The sequence below is a fragment of the Lentzea sp. JNUCC 0626 genome, from assembly GCF_043632865.1.
In the GTDB taxonomy this organism is placed as follows: domain Bacteria; phylum Actinomycetota; class Actinomycetes; order Mycobacteriales; family Pseudonocardiaceae; genus Lentzea.
The window spans coordinates 4455160-4480028 of sequence record NZ_CP171635.1; the positions used below are offsets into that span (position 1 = coordinate 4455160).

Annotated in this window: 26 protein-coding genes; 15 read left to right on the forward strand and 11 right to left on the reverse strand. The window is 68.0% G+C overall.

From position 1 onward, the window contains the following. Positions 1-39: 39 nt before the first annotated feature. The gene (locus tag JNUCC0626_RS19300; protein ID WP_394621154.1) at positions 40-528 is read left to right on the forward strand and encodes a DinB family protein; all 489 of its coding nucleotides are present in this window, start codon (positions 40-42) and stop codon (positions 526-528) included. Positions 529-532: 4 nt separating this feature from the next. Here JNUCC0626_RS19300 and JNUCC0626_RS19305 read toward each other — a convergent pair whose 3' ends face one another. From JNUCC0626_RS19305 to JNUCC0626_RS19315, 3 genes are all read right to left on the reverse strand, one after another. Next, positions 533-778, reverse strand: coding sequence for a mycoredoxin (locus tag JNUCC0626_RS19305; protein WP_394621155.1), 246 nt, complete (start codon positions 776-778; stop codon positions 533-535). 83 nt (positions 779-861) lie between these two features. Beyond that, positions 862-1350: a LamG domain-containing protein gene (locus tag JNUCC0626_RS19310; RefSeq protein WP_394621156.1), complete on the reverse strand. Its 489-nt coding sequence runs from the start codon at positions 1348-1350 to the stop codon at positions 862-864. A gap of 68 nt (positions 1351-1418) precedes the next feature. After that, on the reverse strand, positions 1419-1976 hold the full coding sequence (locus tag JNUCC0626_RS19315; RefSeq protein ID WP_394621157.1) for a DUF2341 domain-containing protein: 558 nt from the start codon (positions 1974-1976) through the stop codon (positions 1419-1421). A gap of 305 nt (positions 1977-2281) precedes the next feature. Here JNUCC0626_RS19315 and JNUCC0626_RS19320 point away from each other — a divergent pair, with 305 nt between their 5' ends. The 3 genes from JNUCC0626_RS19320 (at position 2282) to JNUCC0626_RS19330 (ending at position 4923) form a co-directional block, all read left to right on the forward strand. Further along, positions 2282-2905 carry a DUF4360 domain-containing protein gene (locus JNUCC0626_RS19320; protein WP_394621158.1) on the forward strand — a complete coding sequence of 208 codons (624 nt, stop codon included), beginning with the start codon at positions 2282-2284 and terminating at the stop codon, positions 2903-2905. A 51-nt stretch (positions 2906-2956) separates the two neighbouring features. Continuing rightward, positions 2957-3598, forward strand: a complete 642-nt coding sequence (locus JNUCC0626_RS19325; RefSeq protein WP_394621159.1) for a DUF4360 domain-containing protein — start codon at positions 2957-2959, stop codon at positions 3596-3598. Between the two features lie 92 nt (positions 3599-3690). Beyond that, on the forward strand, positions 3691-4923 hold the full coding sequence (locus JNUCC0626_RS19330) for a hypothetical protein (RefSeq protein ID WP_394621160.1): 1233 nt from the start codon (positions 3691-3693) through the stop codon (positions 4921-4923). On the opposite strand, the gene ilvA is transcribed toward JNUCC0626_RS19330, so the two are convergent. Then, positions 4920-6155 (reverse strand): threonine ammonia-lyase IlvA, encoded by a 1236-nt coding sequence (gene ilvA, locus JNUCC0626_RS19335; protein WP_394621161.1) that lies wholly within the window; start codon positions 6153-6155, stop codon positions 4920-4922. The two genes, JNUCC0626_RS19330 and ilvA, sit on opposite strands and share 4 nt — an antisense overlap. Positions 6156-6259: 104 nt before the next feature. On the opposite strand from ilvA, the gene JNUCC0626_RS19340 reads away from it, so the two are divergent. The 3 genes from JNUCC0626_RS19340 to JNUCC0626_RS19350 all read left to right on the forward strand — a co-directional run bounded on the left by JNUCC0626_RS19340 (position 6260) and on the right by JNUCC0626_RS19350 (position 9039). Continuing rightward, complete coding sequence (locus JNUCC0626_RS19340; RefSeq protein ID WP_394622064.1) at positions 6260-7087, forward strand: lytic polysaccharide monooxygenase; 828 nt, start codon at positions 6260-6262, stop codon at positions 7085-7087. Positions 7088-7171: 84 nt separating this feature from the next. Continuing rightward, the gene (locus JNUCC0626_RS19345; RefSeq protein WP_394621162.1) at positions 7172-8413 is read left to right on the forward strand and encodes an RICIN domain-containing protein; all 1242 of its coding nucleotides are present in this window, start codon (positions 7172-7174) and stop codon (positions 8411-8413) included. Positions 8414-8631: 218 nt separating this feature from the next. Beyond that, on the forward strand, positions 8632-9039 hold the full coding sequence (locus JNUCC0626_RS19350) for a DUF3574 domain-containing protein (RefSeq protein WP_394621163.1): 408 nt from the start codon (positions 8632-8634) through the stop codon (positions 9037-9039). 159 nt (positions 9040-9198) lie between these two features. Here JNUCC0626_RS19350 and JNUCC0626_RS19355 read toward each other — a convergent pair whose 3' ends face one another. Continuing rightward, a complete protein-coding gene (locus JNUCC0626_RS19355; protein ID WP_394621164.1) occupies positions 9199-9588 on the reverse strand; it encodes a hypothetical protein in 390 nt (129 codons plus the stop codon). A gap of 200 nt (positions 9589-9788) precedes the next feature. Between JNUCC0626_RS19355 and JNUCC0626_RS19360 the strand changes: the two genes are divergently transcribed. From JNUCC0626_RS19360 to JNUCC0626_RS19380, 5 genes are read left to right on the forward strand one after another with little or no spacing between them, the layout of a single operon-like run. Continuing rightward, positions 9789-10226, forward strand: coding sequence for an XRE family transcriptional regulator (locus JNUCC0626_RS19360; protein ID WP_394621165.1), 438 nt, complete (start codon positions 9789-9791; stop codon positions 10224-10226). 3 nt (positions 10227-10229) lie between these two features. Beyond that, positions 10230-10742 carry a hypothetical protein gene (locus JNUCC0626_RS19365; protein ID WP_394621166.1) on the forward strand — a complete coding sequence of 171 codons (513 nt, stop codon included), beginning with the start codon at positions 10230-10232 and terminating at the stop codon, positions 10740-10742. Further along, positions 10743-11852 (forward strand): MAB_1171c family putative transporter, encoded by a 1110-nt coding sequence (locus JNUCC0626_RS19370; protein WP_394621167.1) that lies wholly within the window; start codon positions 10743-10745, stop codon positions 11850-11852. A gap of 15 nt (positions 11853-11867) precedes the next feature. Continuing rightward, positions 11868-12932, forward strand: coding sequence for an ATP-dependent DNA ligase (locus JNUCC0626_RS19375; protein ID WP_394621168.1), 1065 nt, complete (start codon positions 11868-11870; stop codon positions 12930-12932). Next, a complete protein-coding gene (locus JNUCC0626_RS19380; RefSeq protein WP_394621169.1) occupies positions 12929-13537 on the forward strand; it encodes a YigZ family protein in 609 nt (202 codons plus the stop codon). The genes JNUCC0626_RS19375 and JNUCC0626_RS19380 overlap by 4 nt, the downstream gene beginning before the upstream one ends. 4 nt (positions 13538-13541) lie before the next feature. Here the strand turns inward: JNUCC0626_RS19380 and JNUCC0626_RS19385 are convergent, their stop codons facing one another. Continuing rightward, positions 13542-14321 carry an alpha/beta hydrolase gene (locus JNUCC0626_RS19385; RefSeq protein WP_394621170.1) on the reverse strand — a complete coding sequence of 260 codons (780 nt, stop codon included), beginning with the start codon at positions 14319-14321 and terminating at the stop codon, positions 13542-13544. A 91-nt stretch (positions 14322-14412) separates the two neighbouring features. Here JNUCC0626_RS19385 and JNUCC0626_RS19390 point away from each other — a divergent pair, with 91 nt between their 5' ends. Further along, positions 14413-14982 (forward strand): TetR/AcrR family transcriptional regulator, encoded by a 570-nt coding sequence (locus JNUCC0626_RS19390; RefSeq protein ID WP_394621171.1) that lies wholly within the window; start codon positions 14413-14415, stop codon positions 14980-14982. A gap of 50 nt (positions 14983-15032) precedes the next feature. On the opposite strand, the gene JNUCC0626_RS19395 is transcribed toward JNUCC0626_RS19390, so the two are convergent. Together JNUCC0626_RS19395 and JNUCC0626_RS19400 are read right to left on the reverse strand one after the other, a co-directional pair. Further along, entirely contained in the window at positions 15033-17645 is a 2613-nt protein-coding gene (locus tag JNUCC0626_RS19395) for a glycoside hydrolase family 3 protein (protein ID WP_394621172.1), read from the reverse strand. Positions 17646-18500: 855 nt separating this feature from the next. Next, positions 18501-20147: a glutamate--tRNA ligase gene (locus tag JNUCC0626_RS19400; RefSeq protein WP_394621173.1), complete on the reverse strand. Its 1647-nt coding sequence runs from the start codon at positions 20145-20147 to the stop codon at positions 18501-18503. Positions 20148-20250: 103 nt separating this feature from the next. Here JNUCC0626_RS19400 and JNUCC0626_RS19405 point away from each other — a divergent pair, with 103 nt between their 5' ends. Continuing rightward, complete coding sequence (locus JNUCC0626_RS19405) at positions 20251-20871, forward strand: L-threonylcarbamoyladenylate synthase (RefSeq protein ID WP_394621174.1); 621 nt, start codon at positions 20251-20253, stop codon at positions 20869-20871. Here JNUCC0626_RS19405 and JNUCC0626_RS19410 read toward each other — a convergent pair whose 3' ends face one another. Then, complete coding sequence (locus tag JNUCC0626_RS19410) at positions 20872-22692, reverse strand: S8 family serine peptidase (protein WP_394621175.1); 1821 nt, start codon at positions 22690-22692, stop codon at positions 20872-20874. A gap of 238 nt (positions 22693-22930) precedes the next feature. Between JNUCC0626_RS19410 and JNUCC0626_RS19415 the strand changes: the two genes are divergently transcribed. After that, positions 22931-23890: a hypothetical protein gene (locus JNUCC0626_RS19415; RefSeq protein WP_394621176.1), complete on the forward strand. Its 960-nt coding sequence runs from the start codon at positions 22931-22933 to the stop codon at positions 23888-23890. 92 nt (positions 23891-23982) lie between these two features. On the opposite strand, the gene JNUCC0626_RS19420 is transcribed toward JNUCC0626_RS19415, so the two are convergent. Further along, positions 23983-24189 (reverse strand): hypothetical protein, encoded by a 207-nt coding sequence (locus JNUCC0626_RS19420; protein ID WP_394621177.1) that lies wholly within the window; start codon positions 24187-24189, stop codon positions 23983-23985. Positions 24190-24217: 28 nt separating this feature from the next. Further along, the gene (locus tag JNUCC0626_RS19425) at positions 24218-24799 is read right to left on the reverse strand and encodes an NUDIX domain-containing protein (protein WP_394621178.1); all 582 of its coding nucleotides are present in this window, start codon (positions 24797-24799) and stop codon (positions 24218-24220) included. Between the last annotated feature and the right edge of the window lie 70 nt (positions 24800-24869).

Consider the following 24869-nt stretch of genomic DNA (forward strand, 5'->3'; position numbering starts at 1 on the left):
AGGACTTGAGTGGTCCTAGTTCGGTCATAGCTTCACTGCATGACCATGGAGCTCACCGATCTGCTGCACGAGCTGAACGATCAGCGCAGGACGTTCCGCGTCACGATGAACGGCTTGTCGGAGGCGGACGCCAAGAAGCGCACGACCGTCAGCGAGCTCACGCTGGGTGGGTTGCTCAAGCACCTCGCCCAGTGTGAGCGCGGCTGGACACACATCCTGACCGAGCAGCCCCTCCCGCCGCCCGGGATGCTGGACTTCGACCAGTACACCTGGACGGGCACGGACTTCGAGGACCTGCTCACGTCGTACGACGAGGCGGTGCGCGCGACCGATGAGGCCCTGCGCACCGCCTCGCTCGACAAACTCGTCCCGCTGCCTTCCGCGCCCTGGGACCAGAACCCGCAACCCATGTCGGTCCGGCGGATCGCGCTGCACCTGATCCGGGAGACCGCGCAGCACGCGGGCCACGCGGACATCATCCGCGAGATGCTCGACGGCCAGTCGACGACGGCGTTCCTCTACGAGTAGCCGTTCAGGCCGCGAGCTGTGCCTTGACCTGGGCCAGCGACGGGTTCGTCAGCGCCTGGCCGTTCGGGAAGTGGACGGTCGGCACCGTGCGGTTGCCGCCGTTCACCTCCATCACGAAGTCGGCCGCGCCCGGCGTCTCCTCGATGTTGATCTCGACGTACTCGATGCCTTCGCGGTCGAGCGAGCTCTTCAGGATCCGGCAGTAGCCGCACCACGAGGTCGAGTAGACGGTCAGCTGGTCGGGAGCCATCAGGCGCACTCCTCATCGGGGTTGGACGTGTGTCACCAGTATCAACACCCGGTTCCAGACGCTTCTTCCCAGGGCGGCACAGCTCACTTCGCGTGCCGGACGAGCTTCGACCCGGGCCGTTGTGACTCGAAGTCGAGCTTCGCCCAGTTCTTGTCCTTCGGCACCGAGAGCACCCGCGCCTCGTCCAGCAGGCCGTCGAACGACCGCTTGCGGCTGTTGCCGCCGGCCGTCTTCTCGTTGTTGCCGATGGTCACCGGTTCGGTGCCGGTGGTCTTCCACGCGTTGGTGTCGGTCTTGCCCACTTCGAGCTTGCCGTTGATGTAGTAGTAGGCGTTCGGCTTGTCGAGGACGAAGACGAAGTGGTACCAGGTGTTGTTCTTGACCCTGGTGTAGGCACCGGACGGCAGCGGGCACCAGTCGTAGTTGGCGACGTCGATGCACGGCTCGGTCTGGTCGCCCTCGCCGAAGTAGTGGATGCGGAAGCCCGTCTCCCCCTTGGCGAACATCGCGATGTACGCGGCCGGGTGGGCCTTCGCGTTCGACCAGATCGAGAACGTTCCCTTCGACGGCAAGGGGTTGAACAGCCCGCTGGTCTCGCTGGCGGGCAGCAGGACGTACTCGCTCTTCGCCCGGTTGAGGTTCAGCGCGTTGCCGACGACGCCGGCGCCGGTCGCGTCGCCGGTGATGTTGACGCCCTTGCCGTCGAGGTTGCCGCCGAGTCGCGGTAGCCGTTCGCGGCACCCTTCTCGTCGAGGTGGTGGGCGGTGATCCAGCCGTCGGCCCTCGGGAACACCTTGGCGCCGTCGCTTTCCGATGACGCCTCGGGATTGCCCCACTTCAGCGTGACGGTCTGGGTCGCGTTGCCCCGCACGTCCGCGCGGACCCAGATCGCGGCCTGCTTCGCGGCGGCGTCCCACTTCTCGATCTCGTACGACAACGGCCTGCCCGCCGCGTCGTCGAACCGGAGGTCGGCGCCGCCCGGCTTCGCCTGGGCGAAGTCGAAGTTCGTCGCGTCCAGCCTCACCGGCAGCGGAAAGCCCTTCACATCGCCGGAAACGTGTGCACCTTGGGCCGTCGTGTCGATGGTGATCTTGCGTTGGTGTGCCCAGCCCGCCTGCGCCTCCGACGCCGCGGTCGGCGCCAGAATGCCTGCGAGCAAGGTGGCGGAGAGGGTGAGAGTGCGCCCTGTCGTCTTCATGCGGTCCCTTTTGTCCAGGGCGGCGGACATACTTCGTCTTACTGTAAACCTTGTTACCTGTCATCCTCGCTCACTCGATCGGACCAGCCCGCGGCGATCGTCAGGTAATCGTCAGGTCAATTCTCTGCACGGTGGGTGAGCATAGTTCGCGCACGACCGAAGATTTCGGCCGTGCAATTGGTCGTGCATTCCCCAGAACGCCACCGACTATTTCCGTCACCCAATCGGCGGCCCGTCACCACGCAGGGTTTCCGATATCGTCGTAATTCCGCCGCCACAAACGAAAGCAACCAGAAAGGCTGGCCATGCTGAAAAAGGTGGCGGCTGCTGCCCTCGCGCTGTCCGCGGTCTTCACCGCGCCGGCCGCACACGCAGCACCCGACGTCCCCGATTTCGTGACGATCGACGTCGTCACCGTCAACGGATCCGGTTGCCCCGCAGGCACCGCGGCCGTCGCGGCGGCGGACGACCGCACGGCGTTCACGGTCACGTACAGCCAGTACCTGGCCCAAGCCGGTCAGGGCTCCGGCCCCACCGACTTCCGCAAGAACTGCCAGCTCAACATCAGAGTGTCCTATCCGCAGGGCTTCACGTTCGGCATCGCCCAGGCCGACTACCGCGGATTCGCCCACCTGCAGCAGGGCGCGACGGGCACGGAAAAGGGCAACTACTACTTCCAGGGAATGTCGCAGGGCGCGAGCCGCTCGCACACGTTCAACGGACCGAAGAGCGACAACTGGCAGGCCACCGACCGGGCACAGGTCTCGGAAATCATCTACGCGCCGTGCGGTGAGGTGCGCCACCTGAACATCAACACCGAACTGCGCGTGAACGCGGGAACGGCGTCGAAGGCGAACAGCTTCATGACGATGGATTCCACCGACAGCAGTGTCAGCACGAAGTACCAGTTCTCCTGGAAGCGCTGCTGATCGCAGGCACCGACCGCCGCCGCACGTTCATTCCGACTGGAAAGGTGCCCGATGCTCACCACACTGGCCGCGGCCGCGCTCGCGATGTCGACGATCATCGTCCCGCCCGGCGGCGCCCCCGGTGACACTCCCCCGCCGGACCACATCACCATCGACGTCGTGACGATCAACGGCTCCGGCTGCCGGGCGGGAACGGCCGCCGTGGCCGTCAGCCCGGACAACAAGGCGTTCACCGTCACCTACAGCGAGTTCATGGCGCAGGTCGGCCCGCAGGCCCTGCCCACCGACTTCCGCAAGAACTGCCAGCTGAACCTGCGCGTCAACGTGCCGTCGGGCTTCACCTACGGCATCGCGTCCACCGACTACCGCGGCTTCGCGCACCTCGAACGCGGCGCCACAGCCCTGGAGAAGGCCAACTACTACTTCCAGGGCATGTCGCAGACCGAGTACAAGCAGCACAACTACAAGGGCCCGTTCAGCGACGACTGGCAGGCGACGGACACGACCGACGTGGCCGCCATCGTCTACCACCCGTGCGGCGAGAAGCGGAACTTCAACATCAACACGGAGTTGCGGGTCATGGCCGGCACCTCCGACAAGAAGCTCACGAGCTTCATCGCGATGGACTCGACGGACGGGTCGATCGAGACGACCTACCACTTCGCGTGGAAGGTCTGTCCCCCGAGGCCGTAGTACCTCTCTAGGTGCCGGGCATTCCGCGAACGGGGTGCCCGGCACGCCCTTTTCCTGAGACGATCGTTCCCAGGCGACCGTCTGGGGGGACGATGTCAGCACTGCACGCACTGTCCGGAGTGAACCTGGGACCGGCCTTTCACGCGGTGGTGGACGAGATCGCCGTCGCACTCCCGCTCACGCCCCGCAGGAACCGCTCGGTGTTCCTCGACGACCTGCCGGACTCGTCGGCCCGCGTCGACCTGATGCGGCTGGCCCTGATCGTGGCGCTGGAACGGGCGGGAAGCCTGTACGCGGTCTCCGTCACCGGACACTCCGGCTACCGGCCCGACGACGCTTGGCTGATCTCCCGCGAGCACCCCTCCCCCGGCTTGACGTTCCTCCGGGACGAGGAACAGCCCCCGGAGCGCATCGCGACCGTGACGGAAGACCCGGACGGCGTGCGCGTGACGGCCGGTGCGCTCGAATTCCTGTTCCAGCCCCCGCCCGAGGACGAGTGCCGGCGGCTGCTGAACGCCGGTGTGCGGGGAACGCCGGTGAGGTTCCCGAACTTCCCGAGCCCCGGCCCGTTCCTGCTCGCCCGCGGCGACGGACCGGACGAGGTGCTGCTGTGGCGGCTGGGGCTGCCCACCGCCCGGTTCCGGCTGCCCGGCCCGGTGCTGGCCGCCACCTTCGTGGCGAACCACGTGATGACCGCGCTGGTCACGTTGATCGAGGTCGGCGGCGAACTCCTGGCCCACGTCACCGGCGACGAGTTCGAGAGCATGCTCAAGCTGCACGTCCCGATCGACTTCGGCGTCGAGACGGAGAGCGACCTGTCTCCGCTCTACTTCGACATGGACGAGCCGTGGGACTACGGCGTCTACTTCCGCCGCGGCGCGACGTGGTGGACCCTGCGCTGGTGGCCGAGCAGGGCACTGCTGCGGCCGTCGACCTCGAAGGTCCACCACCCCACGAGCTACCCCTTCCACACCCAGCTCGACGGGGCCGGGCACGTCCTGTTCGGACCGCACTGGACCTACGGGCGGCGCGAGGCGGGGTGGACGGCGTGGGGCTCCAAGGGTGACGACGTGGTCATCCCGATCCCGCCCGGTGAGGACGTGCTGGGCGTGACGGAGATCGGCGACCGGCCGGTGATGCTGACCGGGGAAGGCCCCGTCATCCGGGCCAGGACGCCGGACACCGCGCACACGGTGATCGAGTTCGACGGTCCCGTCGCCCGCCACCACCAGCTGCCGTGGCTGGCGGTGCAGCGCTCACCCCACCTGGTCGAGATCATCGACATCGCGACCGGCGACGTGCTGCACCGCCTCGACACCCGTTAGATGAGGAAGCGGTACGCGGTCGACCCCGGCTCCACGTGCTGGATCTTGAGCGGGGACTCCTTCATCCGGCCCCACAGCTGGTCGTAGTCCTCGCGGCGGCCGAGTTCGATGCAGACGAGCGCGGCGCCGGTCTCCCGGTTGTCGCGCTTCATGTACTCGAACTGCACGATGTCGTCGTCCTTGCCGAGGACGTCGTCGAGGAACCGCCGCAGCGCGCCGGGCTCCTGCGGGAACTCGACCAGGAACCAGTGCTTGAGGCCGCGGTGGATCATCGAGCGCTCGACGATCTCGGCGTAGCGCGACACGTCGTTGTTGCCGCCGGACAGCAGGCACACGACCGTCGAGTCGGGCGCGACCGAGATCTCCTCGATCAACGCGGCCGATGCCAGCGCGCCGGCGGGTTCCGCGATGATGCCGTCGATCTGGTACAGCTCCAGCATCTCCGTGCACACCGCGCCCTCGGACACGGTCAGCAGTTCGGCGCCGGAGTCGCGGACCATCGGGAACGTCACGTCCCCGGCCCGGCGCACGGCCGCGCCGTCGACGAACGAGTCGACGTTCGGCAGCGTCACCGGCTCGCCCGCCTCCATGGCGGCGATCATCGACGCGGCACCGGCTGGTTCCACGCCGATGATCCGGGTCTTCGGGAAGCGCTCGCGGAACCACGTGCCGACGCCGGACAGCAGTCCGCCGCCGCCGATCGGCACGATGACCACGTCGGGTGCGCCGCCGAGCTGCTGGACGATCTCCAGGCCCACGGTGCCCTGACCGGCCACGGTGCGGCGGTCGTCGAAGGCCGGGACCAGGGTCGCGCCGGTCGCCACCGCGTACTCCTTGGCGAGGGCGGCCGCGTCGTCGTAGGTGTCGCCGTCGACGATCAGCTGCACCATGCCCTGGCCCAGGGCGTGGATGCGATCGCGCTTCTGGCGGGGGGTGGTCCGCGGCACGTGCACGCGGCCCTCGATGCCCAGGCGGCGACAGGCGTACGCCATGCCCTGGCCGTGGTTGCCGGCCGACGCGCAGACGGCGCCGCCGAACGCGAACTCGGTCTGGCAGAGCAGGTTGAACGCTCCGCGCAGCTTGTAGGAGCGGCCGACCTGGAGGTCCTCGCGCTTGAACCACACGCGGGCGCCGGTCTTCTCGGACAACCGCTGGTTGACCTCTAGCGGCGTGGTGCGCGCGACTCCACCGAGCCGGGCAGCGGCCGCGGACACCTCATCAGCGAAGGACATGACAGTACATCTTCCGTGAACGACTCGGGTCTGGCACGCGTACCCCTAGAAAGACAGGGGAGGTGCCCGTGTTTCGCCTTTTGGGCGTGCTAACGCTGCTCATGATGCTCTCTGTGGTTCCCGCGCACGCCCATGGTGCGCCCACTGACCCGCCGAGCAGGGCTTTCCTGTGTTCGCCAGGTCAGCCCACAGCATCATCCCCGCCTTGCCGCAGCGCCATCTCAGCGGGGCTGCCGTCCAAGGAGTGGGACAACATCCGGCTGGCGAACGTGCGCGGCCAGGACCAGCAGAAGGTCCCCGACGGCCGTCTGTGCAGCGCGGGGCTCGCGAAGTACACCGGCCTCGACGCGCCCAGCGCCGAGTGGCCTGTGACGAAGGTCAAGGACACCGGCTTCACCTATCGGGCGACCATTCCGCACCAAGGCTCGTTCCGGTTCTACGTCACCCGCGCGGGCTACCAGCCGACCAGATCGCTGACATGGGCCGACCTCGACCTGTTCCAGAACGTGCCCTCTCCCCCGCTCGTGAACGGCGCGTACGAGTTCAAGGTCCAGCTGCCGAAGAACCTCACCGGACGGCACCTGATCTACACGGTCTGGCAGAACACGGACACGCCCGACACCTACTACTCGTGCACGGACGTCGAGCTCGCCGCACCCGCGCCGCCGGTCCAGGCCCAGGCTCAGCAGGTGCCCGCCGCCGCACCACCTGCACGGGTCGCGCCGAAGACCACGCAGTCCGCACCGCCGTCGAAGCCGTCCGCACCCGCCACCACGGCGAAGCAGAGCACGCCCCGGCCCGTTCCCGTTGCGTCGAGCGCCGAACAACCACCGAGCGACGCCACCAGGTTCGGCATGGCGGCCGTGGTCGCAGCGCTGGGCGGGCTGGCGGTCCTCGGCGGCTTCATGTTGTGGCGCAAAAGAATTCTGTGAACGTACCGGTCCCCAGAAGGTCTAGACCTTCTCTACGATGATCTTCGGGCGCGCAACCCCTGCTACACGAAGGTGTGTACCCGAATGGCCAGAAAACTGTTGGCGTTGCTGGCAATGCTCGCCGCCACACTCGTCCCGGTTTCCCTCTCGGCATCGAACACGGCACAAGCGGCACCCTTCAAGGTGCTGGCGTTCTACAACGGCACCTGGGACGCGGCGCACATCGCGTTCGTGAACGAGGCCAACCCGTGGCTGACCCGCGCGGGTCAGGAGAACGGCTTCACCTACGAGTCGACCCGTGACTGGAACCGGCTCAACAACCTCACCCCGGCCCAGGCCCAGGTCGTGATCTTCCTCGACGACGCGCCCACCGGTGCCGCCGCGCGGTCCGGCTTCCAGCGCTACATCGAGGCGGGCGGCGGTTTCTTCGGCTTCCACGTCAGCGCGTTCACCCAGAACGCGAACGAATGGCCCTGGTACCACAACACGTTCCTGGCCAAGGGCAACTTCGTCAGCAACACGTGGGGCCCGACCGTCGCGACGCTGAAGGTCGAGACCCGCACCCACCCGTCCACCGTGCGTCTGCCCGACCGGTTCGTCTCGGCGGTCAGCGAGTGGTACAGCTGGGACCGCGACCTGCGGCAGAACTCGAACATCCAGATCCTGGCGAGCGTCGACCCGGTGAGCTTCCCGCTCGGCACCGACCCGAACCAGCAGTGGCGTTCGGGTTACTACCCGATCATGTGGACGAACAAGAACTACAAGATGATCTACGCGAACTTCGGCCACAACGCCATGGACTACGCGGCGAACCGGCCGTTGTCGTCCACGTTCGCGAGCGCCACCCAGAACAACTTCCTCATCGACAGTCTGCTCTGGCTGGGCGGTGGCGGCACCCCGCCGCCGCAGGGCGAGTGGAAGACGATCACCAACCGCGGCAACGGCAAGTGCGTCGACGCGGCGGGGGCGGGCCTGAACAACGGCACCGTCATCCAGCAGTACGCGTGCAACGGCACCACGGCGCAGAACTTCCGCGTCGTGGCGACGACCGACGGGTTCTCGCGGATCGAGTACCGCAACGACCCGAACAAGGTGCTGGACGTGAGCGGCCCGTCCACCGCGGACAACACCGGCATCCACCTGTGGGACAACTTCGGCTCGACCAACCAGCAGTGGCGGGTCACGACCGGGTCCGACGGCTACTCGACGCTGACGGCACGGCACTCGAACAAGTGCCTGGCGGCGAACGGCGGCAGCGCTGACGGCGTTCAACTCGTGCAGATGACCTGCAACGGGTCGGCGGCGCAGAGCTTCAAGATCGGCTAGTGGTGTGGCTCGGAACGGTGCCGGGGGAATGCGCGGTCAGACGGGTGCGTCGTGGTGCCGCCCCCACGTCCTCGTACTGGTTGTACGGGGGTGTGGGGCGGTGCCGCGAGGCGCCCTGCTGAGCGTGGATTACCTCGCCGCCGTTCCGAGACGCGCCACTGGATCCCAGAGAGCGAAACACGTCCAACCGGCCGGGCTCCGGCCGGTTGGATGTGCTCATGACGACACGACGCGGAACCGTGGCATTGCTGGCCGGCGCTCTCCTGCTGGGCCTCACCTCGGCGGGCACGGCCGCTCCGGCCGCCCCCTCCCCCGGCGAGCAGTACAAGCGCACCGAGCTGTACTTCGGCGGCAACCTGCAGAACGGCACGCCCATCACCCCGGCGCATTTCGAGTCGTTCCTCGACGCGGAGGTGACGCCGGCCTTCCCCGACGGGCTCACCTGGATCCAGGCGCACGGTCAGTGGAAGGGCGGCAAGGAGGACTCCTACGTCCTGATCCTGCTGTACCCGCAGTCCGACCGCGCCGCGAACCGCGAGATCGAGGAGATCCGGCGCGACTACAAGTCCCAGTTCGGCCAGCAGTCGGTGCTCCGCGCCGACAGCACGGACAAGGTGTCGTTCTAGCGGCGTGGCTCGGAAGGTTGCTGGGGGAATTCGCGGTCAGACGGGTGCATCGTGGTGCCGCCCCCACGTCCTCGTACTGGTGGTACGGGGGCGTGGGGGCGGTGCCGCGAGGCGCCCTGCTGAGCGTGGATTACCTCGCCGACGTTCCGAGCCACGCCGCTAGGTCGAGCGTGAGCGGTTCTGCTCGCCCAGGCGGCCGGAACCGCTCACCACGACCCGTTCGCCGGGCAACGGGTCGGTGGGGTGCGGGGCCCCGAGGAACCCGTACATGTCGTTGAGCTGGTGCAACGCCTGCACCGCGTCCCGCCAGACCGGGCAGGGCCACGCGCGGTGCCGCCCGTACCAGGTGTGGCACGACTTGCAGCGGTGCCGCTCGTTCGGCTCGTGCATCCGCAGCAGCCCCCGCCACCAGGGCAGGGCGGCACGAAGCTGCTCGCGCAGTTCGAAGACCTCGTCGGGCGAGTCCGTCTGCGCGAGCTGGTTCATGGTCTTGTAGACGACGTCGATCACCGACTGGTGGAACGACCCTTGTCGCTCAGCAAGCGCCATGTCCCGGAACCTCCGCGAAGTGGCGATCAGGTGGACTTTTGTGACCGTCCCGGACCACGCGGACACCCTCCGCAGTTGAGACAGGCACGGGGGGAGTCTATGTTGGCCATTGGAGGGCTTTCAACTGGTGAAAATCTCGTCACCCAGATAGCCCTTTCCATGGGTGGAGACGCTCACCGCGCGCAACGGGGGAGGCGGCAATGGCGGGGCAACGGTCCCTGGCGGACAAGCTCAACCACCTCTTCGCGAGACATACCGCCAGGTCAGGCCAGGAGTACAGCAACGAACAGGTCGCGGCCGCGATCGCCGACACCGGCGTGACCATCTCGCAGAGCTACATCTGGCAGCTGCGCAAGAGCAAGAAGGACAACCCGACGTTCAAGCACTTGCAGGCACTGGCAGGCTTCTTCGGTGTGCCCGTGAGCTACTTCTTCGACGACGAGGTCACCGATCGCGTCGACGAGCAGCTGAAGTCGTTGCAGGACGAGCAGTCGCGCCTGAACGAACTCGCCTCGGGCAGCGAAGCGCAGCTCATGGCGATGCGTGCGGGGGAGCTGTCGCCGGACCGCCGCCGCCTGGTCATGGAGCTGCTCGACGTGGTCTACCGACAGGAACAGGCCGAGCGCGGCGAAGGATGACTCGTGGCCGAACGAGATTTGCGCAAGCGGTGCCGCCGCCTGCTGAACGAGCTGGACATCCAGCCGCCACTCGACGTGCACGAGCTGTGCCGCCGGGTCGGTGACCAGCGCGGCAAGCCGATCCGGCTGATCGCGCACCCGATCCCGGTGCCCGGCCCGTACGGCGTGTGGATCGCGACCGCCAAGGCCGACTACATCCTGTACCAGCAGGAGACGTCGAAGGCGCACCAGAACCACATCATCCTGCACGAACTCGGCCACCTGCTGGCCGGGCACACGAGCGACGAGCAGGACGACGGCCTGCTCGCGGGCCTCTACCCCGACCTCGAACCGGACGCGGTGCGGCGGGCGTTGCGGCGCACGTCCTACGACTCGGCGCACGAACGCGAGGCCGAGACGGTCGCGACGATCATCCTGGAGTGGGCGTCGGTGCTGGACAAGGTCGCGCCGCGCGCGTCCGAGGGCCCGGCCCGGCGCATGTCGAAGTCGCTCGCGGACCGCCTGGGGTGGTTGTAAGTGGAGTACCTCAAGGAAACACAGGGCATCGTCGCGTTCTCGGCCCTCGCGGTCGTGCTGTACCTGCTGGTGCGCAGACCGTTCGACCCGCGCCTGCGGTCGGTGACCGGCCTGGTGGCGGGCTGGGCGATCGGCTACCCGTTCGGCCGGGCGGCGGCCAACGGGCGGTGGTTCCTCGGGCTCGACCCGATGGTGTGCCAGCTGATCCAGCACGCGATGCTCCAGGTCGGCGTGTACGGCCTGATCTGCTTCTTCATCTTCTCGGCCCTGGACGACGCGCGAGCCAAGCGGCAGGCGTTGGTCCAGCTCGCGCCGTTGGTGCTGTGCATCGCCGTCATGACGTGGGCGGTGCTCGCGATCCCGGACGACCTGAGGGTGGCGGCGGCGCGCGTGCCGAACTCGCTCGGCGGCGGCCCGACCGGAATCCTCGCGATCACGGTCTTCTACGCGCTGGGCAACGGTTACCTGCTCTACGGGTTCGCCACGATGTTCGTGTGGGCCCGCCGGTACGCGCGGGGCGCCGAACCCCGGTTGCGACGGGGCCTGCTGATCACCTCGACGGGCCTCGCGCTGCTGGTGCCGGCCGACGCGATCTTCGTGGCGTCCAACGTCTCCCGCTACTTCGGCGAACCGCTCCCCCGCTGGCTGCTGACCACGGCGGTGTGGTTCCTGCTGCCGGGCGTGCTGTTCTGCGTGGTCGGCGTGATCTACCCGATCGCGGCGATGCGCTTCGCCGCGACCCGGTTGTGGTTGCGGCACTTGAGGGCCTACCACCGGCTCGCTCCACTGTGGACGTTGCTGCACCAGTCGTTCCCCGAGGACGCCCTGCACCGGGTGCCGTCGCGGCGGGACGCGGTGTCGTTGCGGGGCGTGCACCGGCGCTACTACCGGCGGGTGATCGAGTGCCGCGACGGGCTGGTGCGGATCAGCCCGTACGTCGCGGAGACCCCGGAGGAGTTGCCGCTGTCGGAACGGCTGCGGGCCGGGCTCGAGACGCGCCGGTCGGGTGCGGTGACGCTGCGGCGGCCGATCGCGCTGGCGATTCCCGAGGACGACGGCATGGACGCGGACGTGCGGGAACTCGAAAAGCTCGCGGTGTCCCTCCGCTGACCTTATGGTCGCGGGGTGGACCTGCCCGTGCTGCCGCCGGTGAAGCCGATGCTCGCGAAGTCCGTGCCCTCGCTGCCGCGCGGGGACGGGCTCTCCTACGAGCCCAAGTGGGACGGGTTCCGGTGCGTCGTGTTCCGCGACGGCGACGAGGTGGAGCTCGGGTCGCGCAACGACAAGCCGCTGACCAGGTACTTCCCCGAGGTCGTGGAGCTGCTCAAACAGGCTTTGCCGCCGCGGTGCGTGGTGGACGGGGAGATCGTCCTGGTGACGCCGGACGGCCTGAGCTTCGACACGTTGCAGCTGCGGCTGCACCCGGCGGCGTCGCGGGTGCGCAAGCTGTCGGTGGAGACGCCGGCGAGCTTCGTGGCGTTCGACCTGCTGGCGCTGGACTCCGACGACGTCACCGGGTTGTCCTTCGCCGAACGGCGGAAGCTGCTCGAGACGGCCGTGTCCGAGGTGCCCGGTGTCTACCTGACACCGTCCACAACGGACCCGGAGGTGGCGCAGGACTGGTTCACCCGGTTCGAGGGCGCGGGGTTCGACGGCGTGATGGTGAAGGCGCTCGACGGGGTGTACGAGCCGGACAAGCGCGTGATGTTCAAGGTGAAGCACGAGCGGACCGCCGACTGCGTGGTCGCGGGGTACCGGTGGCACAAGGACGGCGAGACCGTCGGGTCGCTGGTGCTCGGGCTCTACCAGGACGGCGAGCTGCACAACGTCGGCGTGGCGAGCAGCTTCACGGCGGCGCGGCGACGGGAGCTGGTCGAGGAGCTGGCGCCGTTGCTGAATCCCGCCGACCACCCGTGGGCGGCGTGGGCGACGTACGAGGGGCCCGGCATGAACAGCCGGTGGAACCCCGAGAAGCAGCTCCAGGTCGTGCTGCTCGATCCGTCGCGGGTCGCCGAGGTGCGGTACGAGCACGTGCAGGGCGGGCGCTTTCGGCACACGGCACGATTGGTGCGGTTCCGCGAGGACAAGACGCCGCTGGAGTGCACGTACGAGCAGCTGGAGGAGGTGCCGCCGGCCGAACTGGACGCCCTGTTCGGTGAAGCCGAGCGCAGGCGCACAATCGAGCCGTGAAGGTGATCAAGCGGGACGGCACGCACGAGATCGAGATCCAGCGGTCGCGGTTCCTGTGCCACGTCGCCCGCGTGGCCACCGACCAGGAAGCCTCGGAGTTCTTCGCCCGGGTTCGCAAGGAGCACTGGCAGGCCTCGCACAACTGCACGGCGTTCCGGACGGCGGACACGCAAAGGTCTTCCGACGACGGCGAACCCGCTGGTACGGCTGGGATTCCGATGCTGGAGGTGCTGACCCGGCGGGACCTCGTGGACACCGCTGTCGTCGTCACCCGCTACTACGGCGGGATCAAGCTCGGGGCCGGTGGCCTGGTCCGCGCGTACGGACGGGCCGTGTCCGAGGCCATCGACTCGCTGGGGACCTTGAGCCGCGAACGGCACGAGAGCGTGCTGCTGGCCGTGGACCACGATCAGGCGGGGAAGCTGGAGAACGCGTTGCGCGCGGCCGGGCACCACGTCGCGGACACCGAGTACGGCCATGACGTCACCTTCACCGTTCTGACGAAGGACCCGGACGACTTCGAGGTCTGGCTCGCCGCTCAGACCGGCGGTGCGGTCACCGCGATCAGGGGCGAGCCGGTCGACCTGGACGTTGCTGATCAGTAGCTGGCTAGAACTTCTCGGCCCAGCCGAGGGCGTAGTCGGCGACCTCTTCCCAGCCCTCGGTGCCCATCACGAAGTGCGGGCGGTTCGGGAACTCCTTGATCTCCGTGACGGTGGGGGTCTTGTAACGGCGGGCGTTCTCGCGGTTCATCGACGCGGGCACGACGTTGTCGCTTTCGCTCGCGATGAACAGCAGCGGCGCGCGGTTCGGGTTCTTGTAGTCGACCTTCGTCGCGTTGTGGGTGGTGAAGTTGGCGGTCGCGGCCTGCCAGAGCGGACGTCCGGGCGCGGTGATGGCCCACTTCTCGCGCAGCGCCTCGGCTTCGTCCTTGGCGAGGGTGTTCGTGAAGGCGTAGTGCCATTCCTCGGCCGACAGGGCGACGTTGCGCTTGGCGTTGGCCGGGTTCTTGAGCACCGGGAACGCGGCCTTGAGCGACGAGAACGGCAGGCCCAGCGTGCCCTTGGCGGGCGCCGAGTGGATCGCGACACCGGCCTTGCCGAGGCCCCGGTCGAGCAGCTTCTGCGTGATCAGGCCGCCGAACGAGTGGCCCATGATGATCGCGTCCTCCGCGTTGTTGGCGCGGATGAACTTCTCGACGTGGTCGGTGATCTCGACGACGCCCAGGCCGTTCGCGATCTCCGGATGGGCCCGCATCTCGGCGACCTCGCCGTAGCCGGGCCAGGTCGGCGTGAGCACCTCGTGGCCGGCGGCCTCGAAGCGTTCGGCGACGTTCTTCCAGCTACCCGCGGTGAGCCACAGTCCGTGAACCAGCACGATCTTCGACATTTCCGTCTCCTTCAGTTGTGGAGAACGCTCGTTCTCCGGCGTGTTTGCTACAGTAGAGAACGAGCGTTCTCCACGGCAAGGGGTAATCGAAGTGACCGCGACCACACAAGGCGATGCTGAAGCCCGCGAGAGGGTCCTGGAAGCCGCTGACCGGCTCTTTTACGCGAAGAGCGCGCACGCCGTCGGCATGGACGAGCTGCGCGCGGAGGCCGGCGTCTCGCTGAAGAAGCTCTACCAGCTCTTCGACGGCAAGGACGCGCTGGTCGAGGAGGTGCTGCGGCGGCGGGAGGAGGCCATCACCGCGGCGACCATGCAGTACGTGCTGCGCGCGTCGTCACCGGAGGAGCAGATCCTCGCGGTCTTCGACTGGATGGCGGACTCGTCGGGGACGACGGACTTCCGCGGCTGCGCGTTCATCAACTCCTACGCGGAGCTGGGGCCGTCCTCCGAGCGCGTGACGGCGGTGGTGCGCCACCAGAAGACCGGCGTGCGGGGCGCGCTCGCGGCGATGGTCGCGGCGACCGGGCGGCCGGAGTGGGTGGCGGACTCGATCTTCCTGCTGTTCGAGGGGGCGATGACGAACACGGCGATCACGGTGTCGTCCGAACCCGCCCGGCAGGCACAGACCGCGGCGCGCTTCCTGCTGGAGAAAACAGCCTGAAGCGCGCCGCGGGTCTAGCGTTCTATTGCATGGTGCTTAGCGTTTAGTGCTTACGTGCAAGGCAAAGCGTCCGGGTCTTCGCCCGCCTTGGGCACCCAGCGGATGTTCGCGAACGAGGCCTGGAACGCGCCGTCGGTGTAGACGAGGAACGGCGTGTTGACGCTCTCGAGGTCCAGCCCCTTGTTCGAGAAGCAGGAGACCGGGATCTTGACGGTCGACTTCTGCCCGACGGGGAGGTCGCGGAACGCCTGCGTGGCATCGATCTCGGCCATGCACGGGTACTGGCAGTGCGAGCTGATGACCGTGCGGTTGGCCGGGGCCTGGTGCACGATCACGTCGAACACGATGGCCGCGTTGGCGTTGCCGTAGCCGCGCAGGTCGCTGACCGCCGGGCTCTGCAGGTACACCTGGCCGGGGCCGGTGCCGGTCCACGTCGTCTTGAGCGCGTCCTGCTGGACGTTGACGTCGGACTGCACGACGTTGATCTCGGCGTGCGAGGCCTGGCCGTCGGGGCCGACGACCGTGCCGCCCCAGTTCTCCGCCGAACCGATCATCGACTGGTAGGGCGCGATGTCGGTGCGGTTGAAGATCTCCAGGTCCTCGGTGGCCGTACCGCCGCCACCGCCGGAGCACAGGACGCCGGGGCTGGTCTCGTCGAGCTTGCCGACGCGGCCGGTCTCCCAGTCGCGCAGGCCGTAGCCGAGCTTGAACAGCGGCTTCTTGGCGGGCTCACCGGGCAGCGCCGGGCAGGCCTCGCCGGGCCACGAGTAGGACAGCTTGCCGCTGAACCCGTTGTGACGGCCGCGGATCAGCAGGTCGGCGATGCCGCCGCCCTCGGAGCCGGGCAGCCACGCCGCGACGAACGCGTCGGAGCGGTTGATCTCCTTGTTCATGTAGAGCGCGCGGCCACCGACGTACACGGTGATGACCGGCTTGCCCTTGCCGGAGACCTTGTCCAGCACGGCGAGGTCCTGCGGCTGGAGGCGGGCGGACTCGAAGGAGCGCTTGCCGAGGTCGCCGACGCCCTCCGCGTACGGGGTCTCACCGATGACGGCGATGACGGCGTCGAACTGGCTGGCGTCCACGCCGTCCGCGGTCTCGGCGAACGTGACGTTGGAGGTGCCCAGCGTGTCCTGAATGCCCTTGAGGATGCTGGTGGCGTTCGGGAAGTCGGCGTTGGTGTTGCCGGTGCCCTGCCACGACAGCGTCCAGCCACCGGTCTGGTTGCCGATGTTGTCGGCGCTCTTGCCGACCACGAGCACCTTGCTGCGCTTGGACAACGGCAGCACGCGCTTGTCGTTCTTCAGCAGCACCGCGGACTCGCGCACGGCCTCGCGCGCCAGTTCCTTGTGCTGCAACGCCTTCGCGTCACCCGCGTGCTCACGCAGCGAGGGCTTCTTGGCGTCGAAGATGCCGGCGCGCAGCTTGACGCGCAGGATGCGGGTCACCGCGTCGTCGATGCGGGCCATGGGGATCTCGCCGCTCTGCACGGACGCGATCGTGTTGGTGATGAACGCCTTCCAGTCGTTCGGCACCATGAAGATGTCGAGACCGGCGTTGACCGCCTGCGGGCAGCTTCCGTTGGTGCAGCCGGTGACCTGGCCGTGGCCGTTCCAGTCGCCGACGAGCAGCCCGTCGAAGCCCATCTTCTCCTTGAGGATGCCGGTCTGCACGTACTTCGAGCCGTGCACCTTGCCCTCGTTGATGACGTCGTTCGTCCAGCTGTTGAACGAGATCATCACCGACTGCGCACCCGCGGCGAGGGCACCGTAGTAGCCCTGGCCGTGCAGGTTGATCATGTCCTTCTCGGAGAAGGCGTTGACGCCCTGGTCCTTGCCGCCGGTCGTGCCGCCGTCACCGAGGAAGTGCTTCGCGGTGGCGATGACGCCGTCTTCGCTGATGCGCTTCTTGGCGTTGTCCTGCAACCCGCGCACGGCCTCGTACCCGTAGGCGCGCGTGATCCGCGGGTCCTCGGAGAAGCCCTCGTACGTGCGGCCCCAGCGGTCGTCCTGCACGACGGCGAGCGTCGGCGAGAACGCCCAGTCCTGGCCGGTGGCGCGAATCTGCTCGGCCGTGGCCGCGTTGATGTCGCGGATGAGGCACGGGTCCTGCGCGGCGCCGAGACCGATGTTGTGCGGGAAGACCGTCGCACCGTAGACGTTGTTGTTGCCGTGCACGGCGTCGATGCCCCAGATGGCGGGGATCTTGGTGCGCGTCTGCTTCGAGGCCTCGAAGAAGGCGTCCGCGAGCGCCAGCCACTCCTGCGGCGTCGCGTTCTTCTTCGCGCCGGGCCAGCTGCCGCCACCGTTGAGGATCGAGCCGAACCCGTACGTCGTGACGTCAGCGGGCGTGATCGCGTTGATCTCGGGCTGCGTCATCTGGCCGACCTTCTCGGCCAGCGTCATGTCCTTGAGGATCGCCTTGATGCGCGCCTCGTCCTTGCGGTCACCGTCGAGCTGGCTCTCGACCTTCGGCCAGCCCTTGAGTTCAGGCAGGGACTTCTCGATGCGGGCACAGCCGTGCTCCGTCTTGGGCTGCCCGATGACCGTCTGCTTAGGCGGCTTCGGCGGCCAGTGCTGCGCGTCCTGCGCGACGGCCGCCGAGGTCGTGCCGGCGGCGAGCGTCAGCCCCAGCACTGCGGCGAGAGTGCTTCTCCAATGCATGCCGCCGATCCTCAACGGCGTGTTACGTCCACGTCAATGGGAACGCTCTCACGACTTTGTTCCGGAAACTTTCAGGACGAAGTTCCCATACCGGGCTGATGGGTTCGGTTGGGCGGGGTTGTGGGGTGTTGGGGGCGTGTTGGGGCAGTCTGTGCGGGTGGGTTTGGGCGGGTTCTGTCACCTTGGTCCGGTGGTTGGGCAGACCTTGACGAGCGTGGTCCATGCATCGCCGCTGGCGCGTCGATAGGGATTGGGGCTTGACTTCGGGGCCCTTGCGAGGCGCTTCACGGACCGGAAAGGCCGGGCTGAAAAGCGCCCGGCCGAGCCACTAGTGGTGGCACCTCGCACCCAAAGTCAAGCCCCAATCCCTTCGGGTGCATGGCTGGGTTGCGTTGGCACGTCACCGATACCGGCTGATCGGTGCAGCCAAGAGGGACGGCTCGCCTTCGGCATTGCGAAGCTCGGGTGCGCGTTGAGCCAAGAAACTCAAGGACGCCTCGCCTGCGGCATTGCCGTTGGGTCTTGGGTGGGCTCGGCTGCGCCATCGCGATCCGCGCGCTCGTTCGGTCTGGCCTTCGGCTGCGTTCTCCCCAAGCCACTGCTTTGCCAAGCTCTCGGCTAGCGAACTCTTGGCTGCCTCGCGCTCGGCTAGTTAGTCTCCCGGCCCGCTGCGCTCCGCGCAGCGGGCCGGGACCGTAGCGCTCGCCACCCCATCCTCGTCACGCCATCCCTTGCCGCGCCGTCCGCCACCGCGCCGTCGTAACACGGTGCTGTTGCTACCGCGCCGCCCGCCTCTGCGTCCGGACAGCACTCGGCCCCGACTCCTGCGGAGCCGGGGGCCGTTGGTGCAGGAGGTCAGCCTGCCAGGGCGCGCACTCGGCGGAGCACCTCGTCGGTGCCCAGGGTGCGGGCCACGGCGTGCAGGTCCGGGCTCGCCTTCGCGCCGGTGAGGGCCACTCGGATGAGCTGCGCGGCCTCGCGGATCGAGCCCGGGTAGGCGTCCGGGTTCTTCTTCTGTTCCTTCGGGTTCGGGGCGAAGCCGTGCTTCGCGGCGAGCTCACGGATCTGGCCGAACCACTCCTGGCCGTCTTCCAGGTCGGCGTAGCCGTCGGCGAAGTCCGCGACGAAGGCCGCGATCAGCTCGGGCGGCAGGTTGCCGAGGCGTTCGTCGGCGCGATCCGAGACGAGCGGGAAGAGGGACGGGAAGAAGAAGCCGTAGGCGGTGCGGAAGTCGGACCACTTGCGGAGGTCCTTGCGCGGGTTGGTGACTTCCGGGCCACGCTCGACCTTCAGGGCCGCCAGGGCCGCGTCCCGCTCGGAAGCCAGGACCTCGACGAGCTCGGGGTCGTAGGAGGCGGCCCACGTCGAGACGCGGTCGACGATCTCCTCGCCGGAGAGGGTGGCCACGTAGTCGGCGCAGATGTCGTCGAGCTTCACGAGGTCGACCAGCGGGCCCGCCACGCCGCACTCGGCGAGGTTGATCGGGGCCTGCAGGGCCTCGGCGAGGGGGAGTTCGGCCAGGCGGGCGTTCACCAGGCCGCGCAGGTAGTACTGGACGGCCTCGGCCGGGAAGCCCGCCTCGATGAAGTACTCGACGGAGGCTTCCGGGTCCTTGCGCTTCGAGAGCTTGCGGCGGGAACCGCCCTGCTGCTTCATCAGCGGGGCGATGTGGGCGTACTCGACGCGGTCGAAGCCCAGGGCGTCGAAGAGCTGGAGGTGGGTCGGGACCGAGGAGATCCACTCCTCGCCGCGGATCACCAGGTTCACGCGCATCAGGTGGTCGTCGACCGCGTGCGCGAAGTGGTAGGTGGGCAGGCGCGGCGACTGGTCGGACGCCTTGAGGATGACCACGTCGTTGCGGTTGGCATCGTGCTCGAGGGTGCCGCGGATGGCGTCGACGAACGACGTGCGCTCCCCCGGCTTGCCCGGCGAGCGGAAGCGGACGACGTACGGCAGGCCGGACGCGAGCGCCTCGGCGACGTCCTCGGCCGTCTTGTCGCGCCAGATCGCCCAGCGGCCGTAGTAGCCGGTGGGGAGCTTGGTGGCCTGCTGGCGCGCGGTGATGTCGGCCAGCTCTTCCTTCGTCGCGAAGCACAGGTACGCGTGGCCGGAACGCACCAGCTCGCGCACGTAGGTCAGGTAGATCTGCTCGCGCTGCGACTGGTGGTACGGGCCGTAGGCACCGACGGAGTCGGCCTCGTCGGGCTCGATGCCGAAGTAGGCGAACGCCTTGTTGAACTGCTCGACGGCACCCGGAACCTCGCGGGCCTGGTCGGTGTCCTCGACGCGCACGATGTACGAGCCACCGGAGTGGGTCGCGATGTCGCGGTCGATCGAGCCGACGTACAGGCCGCCGATGTGCAGGAAACCGGTCGGCGACGGGCCCAGGCGGACGACCTTCGCGCCTTCCGCCAGCCCGCGGGGCGGGTACTGCTCCTCCCAGAAGGACGGCTCAGGCAGGTCCGAGGGGAACAGGGCGTCGACGACGGCACGGTCGAGCATCGCTAAGGGTCTCCATAACCGGGGTGGAAGAAGTCGTCCCAGGTTAGCAACGCGGGCCAGCCGAAATGCTGGCCCCCGCATGATCGGCCTAAGCTGCACGGCCATGGCCAAGTACCTCGACGTCCACCCGGTCAACCCGCAGAAGCGCGCCATCGACCAGGCCGTGCGAATCCTGCAGGAGGACGGCCTGATCGCGTACCCGACCGACTCCTGCTACGCGCTCGGCTGCCGGCTCGGCAACAAGGACGGCATCGACCGCATCCGCGAGATCCGCAAGCTCGACGACAAGCACCACTTCACGCTGATGTGCGAGAACTTCGCGCAGCTCGGACAGTTCGTGGTGGTGGACAACGCGGTGTTCCGCGCGATCAAGGCCTCCACGCCGGGCAACTACACGTTCATCCTGCCCGCGACGAAGGAGGTGCCGCGCCGCATGATGCACCCGAAGAAGAAGACGGTGGGCGCGCGCATTCCTGACCACGTCGTCACGCAGGCGCTGCTCGAAGCGATGGGCGAACCGCTGCTCACCAGCACCCTGCTGCTGCCCGACGAGGCGGAACCGCTGGTCGACGGCTGGGAGATCAAGGACCGCCTCGACCACGTGGTGGACGCGGTGATCGACTCCGGGGAGTGCGGCACCACGCCCACCACGGTGGTGGACTTCTCGAGCGGCGAGGCCGAGATCATCCGCTACGGCGCGGGCGACCCGACCCGATTCGAATAACTAGGAAACGACCAGCGCGTAGTCGGCGTCGGTCGCGGCCGTCTCGACGTGACCGTCCACGTTGACGGCGGTCGCGATCACCTCGATCGTCCAGGTGCCCGCGGCGGTCGTCTGGAGCAGGACGTTCTCCACGGTGTCGACGGTGTTCGCGGACCCGCCCGAGGTGGAGAAGTTGCCGGCCAGCAGGCCGTTGTTGCCCCAGTAGACGGTGCCGTTGGGGGCGGTGACCTTCAACGTCAGGTCGTTGACGGTCGCCTTGGCCGCGGTCGGCGAACCGGCCGGGTCCGTGTAGGCCAGCGTCGCGCGGAGCGGCGTCTGGCCGTTGGACGTGAACGAGTACTTGCGCGACTGACCGGTGGTCAAGAGGTCCGTCTCGTTCACCAACACGGGCAGCTTCCAGCCGCCGGCCTTCGCACGGTCGTACATGTTGCGGACGGACGCGGTGCCCCAACCCTGATGAGTGCGCGTCTGGTCGTGCGTCGTGCCGGAGAACGTGTGCTGGTTGGCGGTGTTGACGAGCAACGCCTTCGCGGTGGCCGCGTGCGGACGCGACGCGAACACGTCACGGCCCTTGCCGGGGCCGCCGTCGAACACGCCGTCCGCCCACATCTGGAACATCAGACCGGCGTTGCCGCAGGTGATCGGCGTGGCGCCGGACGTGCCGCCGAACGACGTGGTGTACGCGGTGTCGTTCGTGGACGTCGTGGTGTCGATGCGGTCGTAGTAGTTGGAGATCTCCGGCTTGATGCGGCCGTCGGAGGCGGGGCCGATCGACGCTCCGCCGTTCCACTTGTCGTCGGCGCGATCGATCGTGTTGTAGTGGTAGTGCCCGCCGACGGACAGCACGTTCTTGGCCCACGCCTGCGGCCGCGAGCTTCTGGTGCCCGCGTTGCTCTGCGACTGGCAGATCAGGATGTCGTGGTCGAACACGATCCGGTCCATCTGCTGCGAGATCGAGTTGTACGACGTGGTGAGCGCGTCACCCCAGCTGTTGGACTGGAACACCGCGCGGTACTGGCCGGACGGGTCGACGAGCTGCTTGGTGTGCGTGTAGCGGTCGCCGGAGCCGTAGATCGCGAAGATGCCCTGCGCCTCGGGCAGCAGGCCGCGGTGCGCGGACGAGACGCCGGACGCGAAGATCTGCCCGTACGTCGACGTGCCGTGCGAGGTGCTCGCGGAGTTGCCGGTGTGCATCAACGGCGGGCGGGCGCGGAACTCCTGGTGCGTGGTGCGCAGGCCGCCGTCCATCACCTCGCCCCGCACGCCCTGGCCCCGGTAGTTGCCGACGCTCTCGATGTAGTTGGCGCCGGACGACTCGCGGGAGATCGCCATGTCGGTCTCCGGCGCGGAGACCGGGTCGATCGCGGCGACGGCGGGCAGCTTCGCGAGCTGCGCGGCCTGGCCCGCGTCCAGGTTGGCGAGGATGTGCTCACGGCTGGCGGAGATGGTGTTCACCTTGCCGCCCAAGGACTTCACCTTGGCGGCGACGGCCTGCTGATCACGCGCGTCCTGTTCGACCAGCGTGATCAGGTAGTCGGACGAGCCGAGCGCCATGATCTGCGGCTGGGCCTGGAACGGCCGGACGTCGCGCACGTAGCTCAGCCGCGAGACGCGCGTGGTGCTCGCCATACGGGCGAGGTAGGTGCCGTTCTCGACGAACGTCCCGAGCCGCACGCCGAGGCCTTGCAGCTGGTGCCGCTGGCCGTCGGACAGGGTCGTGCGGAACTGGAGCAGGTAGGCGCTCTCGGTTGGTGCGGCGACCGCGGGAACGCCGCTGACCAGCGTCAACGCCGTCGCAACCGACAATATTGTGCGCAGCACGAAGAAACCTCCATCGGCAGGGGTGGCGGCGACCGGAGGGAGTCACCGCCCGTGACCAGCACGTTACCGGTAAAGGCCTGGTCAAGGCATCAGTCGTTCGGCGGTGATCATCTCGCTTGGCGGTGTAGCAGAATCCCTTCGCACACCGCCGTTGCGTTCACCCGGATGGTTCATCCGGAGTAACGTCCGATCAGGTAAGCCCGACATGCCCGGCAAAGCATTTCCGCGCGGAGGACGGATGTCTGTCGCACCTGAGCAGCTGATGGAAGAACTGCGCACCCTGTGCCGGGGGCGCGGTGTCCAGACTCCCGGTATCGACTTGCACGTCGGACCGGCGTTGCGCCAGGTGTGCGGCATCGTCGAGACGGACGGCGCGGAGGCGGTGCGCCAGAAACTGCGCGACTGGGTCGCGAACGCCGCGCGGGCTTTCCCCGTCGAGGTCCGCAACGCCGTGCTGGCGCCGCTCGGACTGCACGACGACGCGCAGTTCCGGTTCCTCAACGAACGCATCGAGTGGCTCGCGCGGCAGCAGGACAGGGGCGCGCGCACGGTCCGGCGGCGGATGGACGCCGGACTGCAGCGCCTGGTGGAGGTGGCGCTGCAGCCGGCCCCCTCGACGACGCACGTGGCGCCGTCAGAACTGTGGCACGTCAAGGAGTTCGACGCGCTGCTCAAGCTGGACGGTCCGACGCCCGCGTGCACGGAGCGTCGGACCGTGGTGGCCGACACCGACGGTGTCAACGAGATCGCGTGGTCGATCACGATCCCGTCCCCCACGCCCGACGGGGCTCCAGGTGACCTGGACGTGGAGGTGTTGCACGGGGTCGAGCTCATCGGCCACGAACGTCCGTCTCCGCGGCGGTTCCTGATGAAGCTGCGGTTGCCGCGACCCCTCAACGCGGGGCAGACGCACCAGTTCGCACTGGAAGTGCGCGTGCCACGCGGACAATCGATGCGCCCGACCTACGTGTTCTGGCCGGAGCGGATGTGCGAAGAGTTCCGGTTGCGGGTGCGATTCGACCGGGAAGACCTTCCGGACGCGGTGTGGCGCGTCGAGGAAGCCCTCGCGCGCGACACCGACGACCTGTCCCCTTGGCCGCAAGCCTTGCCGCTGGACGAGATCGGGGAGATCGACGTGACCTTCCCTCATCCGCGTCAGGGCAGGGGCTACGGCGTGCAGTGGACCCCTCGGGACTAGTCCGGCTGTGCTCAGATCATCTCGATGCAGAAGTGCGGTTCCACGGCTGACACCTCCCTCGAAGGCTGGGAGAACCGCAGTCCGAAATGGAGTCAGATCACCGAGACGATGAAGACGCTGCCGACCATGAAGCCCACGAAAAGGCAGATGGCGGCAACCTTCACAACGGTGGCGAGAGAGCAGATCATTCTCATCGAGAAATTCACCTTCTCAATCTGACTGGCATTTCGGCTGCGTTCTCGCCGATGCCTCAAGAATGGCTTTTCGCCAGTCGGATGAGAATGGGTTTCCTGTTTCACACTGAATGAGGAAACCCTGTGGAACGCTTTATTGCAGGCTCTTGCGGCGCAACGCCATCACGAGCAGCGCGTGCGAACTGCCGGCGTGCGGCAGCTTGCCCTGCCCGACCAGGTCGAGCGCGTGGCAGAACGGCATCGTGCGCACCCTCAGGTCGACCTCTCCCGGCCCGAGCGACGGTTCGCCCTGGGTGAGGTCGGTCGCCAGGTAGATGTGGTCGACGTGGTTGCTCAGGCTGTCGGCGCCGTGGATCTGGCCGAGCGGCTCCCACTTCGCCGCGCGCAGGCCGGTCTCCTCGGCGAGTTCGCGGCGGGCGGCGGACAACGGGTCGGGGTCCGCCTCGTCGACGGCGCCGCCGGGCAGCCGCCACTCGGTGCCGCCGTGCGTGTAGATCCACTGCCGGGTCAGCACGACCTCGTCGTCGTCGCGCAGCGCGAGGATCGTGACCGATCCGGGCGCGACCACGTGCGTGTAGGTGTCACGACCGCCGTCGGGTCTCACGACGCTGTCGGAGCGCACCTCGAACCAAGGCGACCGGTGGATCACGTTGGTCGTCAAGCGCTGCCAGACCATCACCACACCAGCCGCCTCGTCGGACCGCGTCATCACCATGACTCACATGGAACCATCGCGAACCGCTTCAGTTAGCCCCAGTTGATCGTCAATCAACGGCCAATAAGTG

What these genes read in the sequence shown, in the direction of transcription:
- JNUCC0626_RS19300 (WP_394621154.1), top strand. Translation starts at nt 40, where the DNA reads ATGACCATGGAGCTCACCGATCTGCTGCACGAGCTGAACGATCAGCGC.
- JNUCC0626_RS19305 (WP_394621155.1), bottom strand. Translation starts at nt 778, where the DNA reads ATGGCTCCCGACCAGCTGACCGTCTACTCGACCTCGTGGTGCGGCTAC.
- JNUCC0626_RS19315 (WP_394621157.1), bottom strand. Translation starts at nt 1,976, where the DNA reads ATGAAGACGACAGGGCGCACTCTCACCCTCTCCGCCACCTTGCTCGCA.
- JNUCC0626_RS19320 (WP_394621158.1), top strand. Translation starts at nt 2,282, where the DNA reads ATGCTGAAAAAGGTGGCGGCTGCTGCCCTCGCGCTGTCCGCGGTCTTC.
- JNUCC0626_RS19325 (WP_394621159.1), top strand. Translation starts at nt 2,957, where the DNA reads ATGCTCACCACACTGGCCGCGGCCGCGCTCGCGATGTCGACGATCATC.
- JNUCC0626_RS19330 (WP_394621160.1), top strand. Translation starts at nt 3,691, where the DNA reads ATGTCAGCACTGCACGCACTGTCCGGAGTGAACCTGGGACCGGCCTTT.
- ilvA (WP_394621161.1), bottom strand. Translation starts at nt 6,155, where the DNA reads ATGTCCTTCGCTGATGAGGTGTCCGCGGCCGCTGCCCGGCTCGGTGGA.
- JNUCC0626_RS19340 (WP_394622064.1), top strand. Translation starts at nt 6,260, where the DNA reads ATGCTCTCTGTGGTTCCCGCGCACGCCCATGGTGCGCCCACTGACCCG.
- JNUCC0626_RS19345 (WP_394621162.1), top strand. Translation starts at nt 7,172, where the DNA reads ATGGCCAGAAAACTGTTGGCGTTGCTGGCAATGCTCGCCGCCACACTC.
- JNUCC0626_RS19350 (WP_394621163.1), top strand. Translation starts at nt 8,632, where the DNA reads ATGACGACACGACGCGGAACCGTGGCATTGCTGGCCGGCGCTCTCCTG.
- JNUCC0626_RS19355 (WP_394621164.1), bottom strand. Translation starts at nt 9,588, where the DNA reads ATGGCGCTTGCTGAGCGACAAGGGTCGTTCCACCAGTCGGTGATCGAC.
- JNUCC0626_RS19360 (WP_394621165.1), top strand. Translation starts at nt 9,789, where the DNA reads ATGGCGGGGCAACGGTCCCTGGCGGACAAGCTCAACCACCTCTTCGCG.
- JNUCC0626_RS19385 (WP_394621170.1), bottom strand. Translation starts at nt 14,321, where the DNA reads ATGTCGAAGATCGTGCTGGTTCACGGACTGTGGCTCACCGCGGGTAGC.
- JNUCC0626_RS19395 (WP_394621172.1), bottom strand. Translation starts at nt 17,645, where the DNA reads ATGCATTGGAGAAGCACTCTCGCCGCAGTGCTGGGGCTGACGCTCGCC.
- JNUCC0626_RS19400 (WP_394621173.1), bottom strand. Translation starts at nt 20,147, where the DNA reads ATGCTCGACCGTGCCGTCGTCGACGCCCTGTTCCCCTCGGACCTGCCT.
- JNUCC0626_RS19405 (WP_394621174.1), top strand. Translation starts at nt 20,251, where the DNA reads ATGGCCAAGTACCTCGACGTCCACCCGGTCAACCCGCAGAAGCGCGCC.
- JNUCC0626_RS19415 (WP_394621176.1), top strand. Translation starts at nt 22,931, where the DNA reads ATGTCTGTCGCACCTGAGCAGCTGATGGAAGAACTGCGCACCCTGTGC.
- JNUCC0626_RS19425 (WP_394621178.1), bottom strand. Translation starts at nt 24,799, where the DNA reads ATGGTGATGACGCGGTCCGACGAGGCGGCTGGTGTGGTGATGGTCTGG.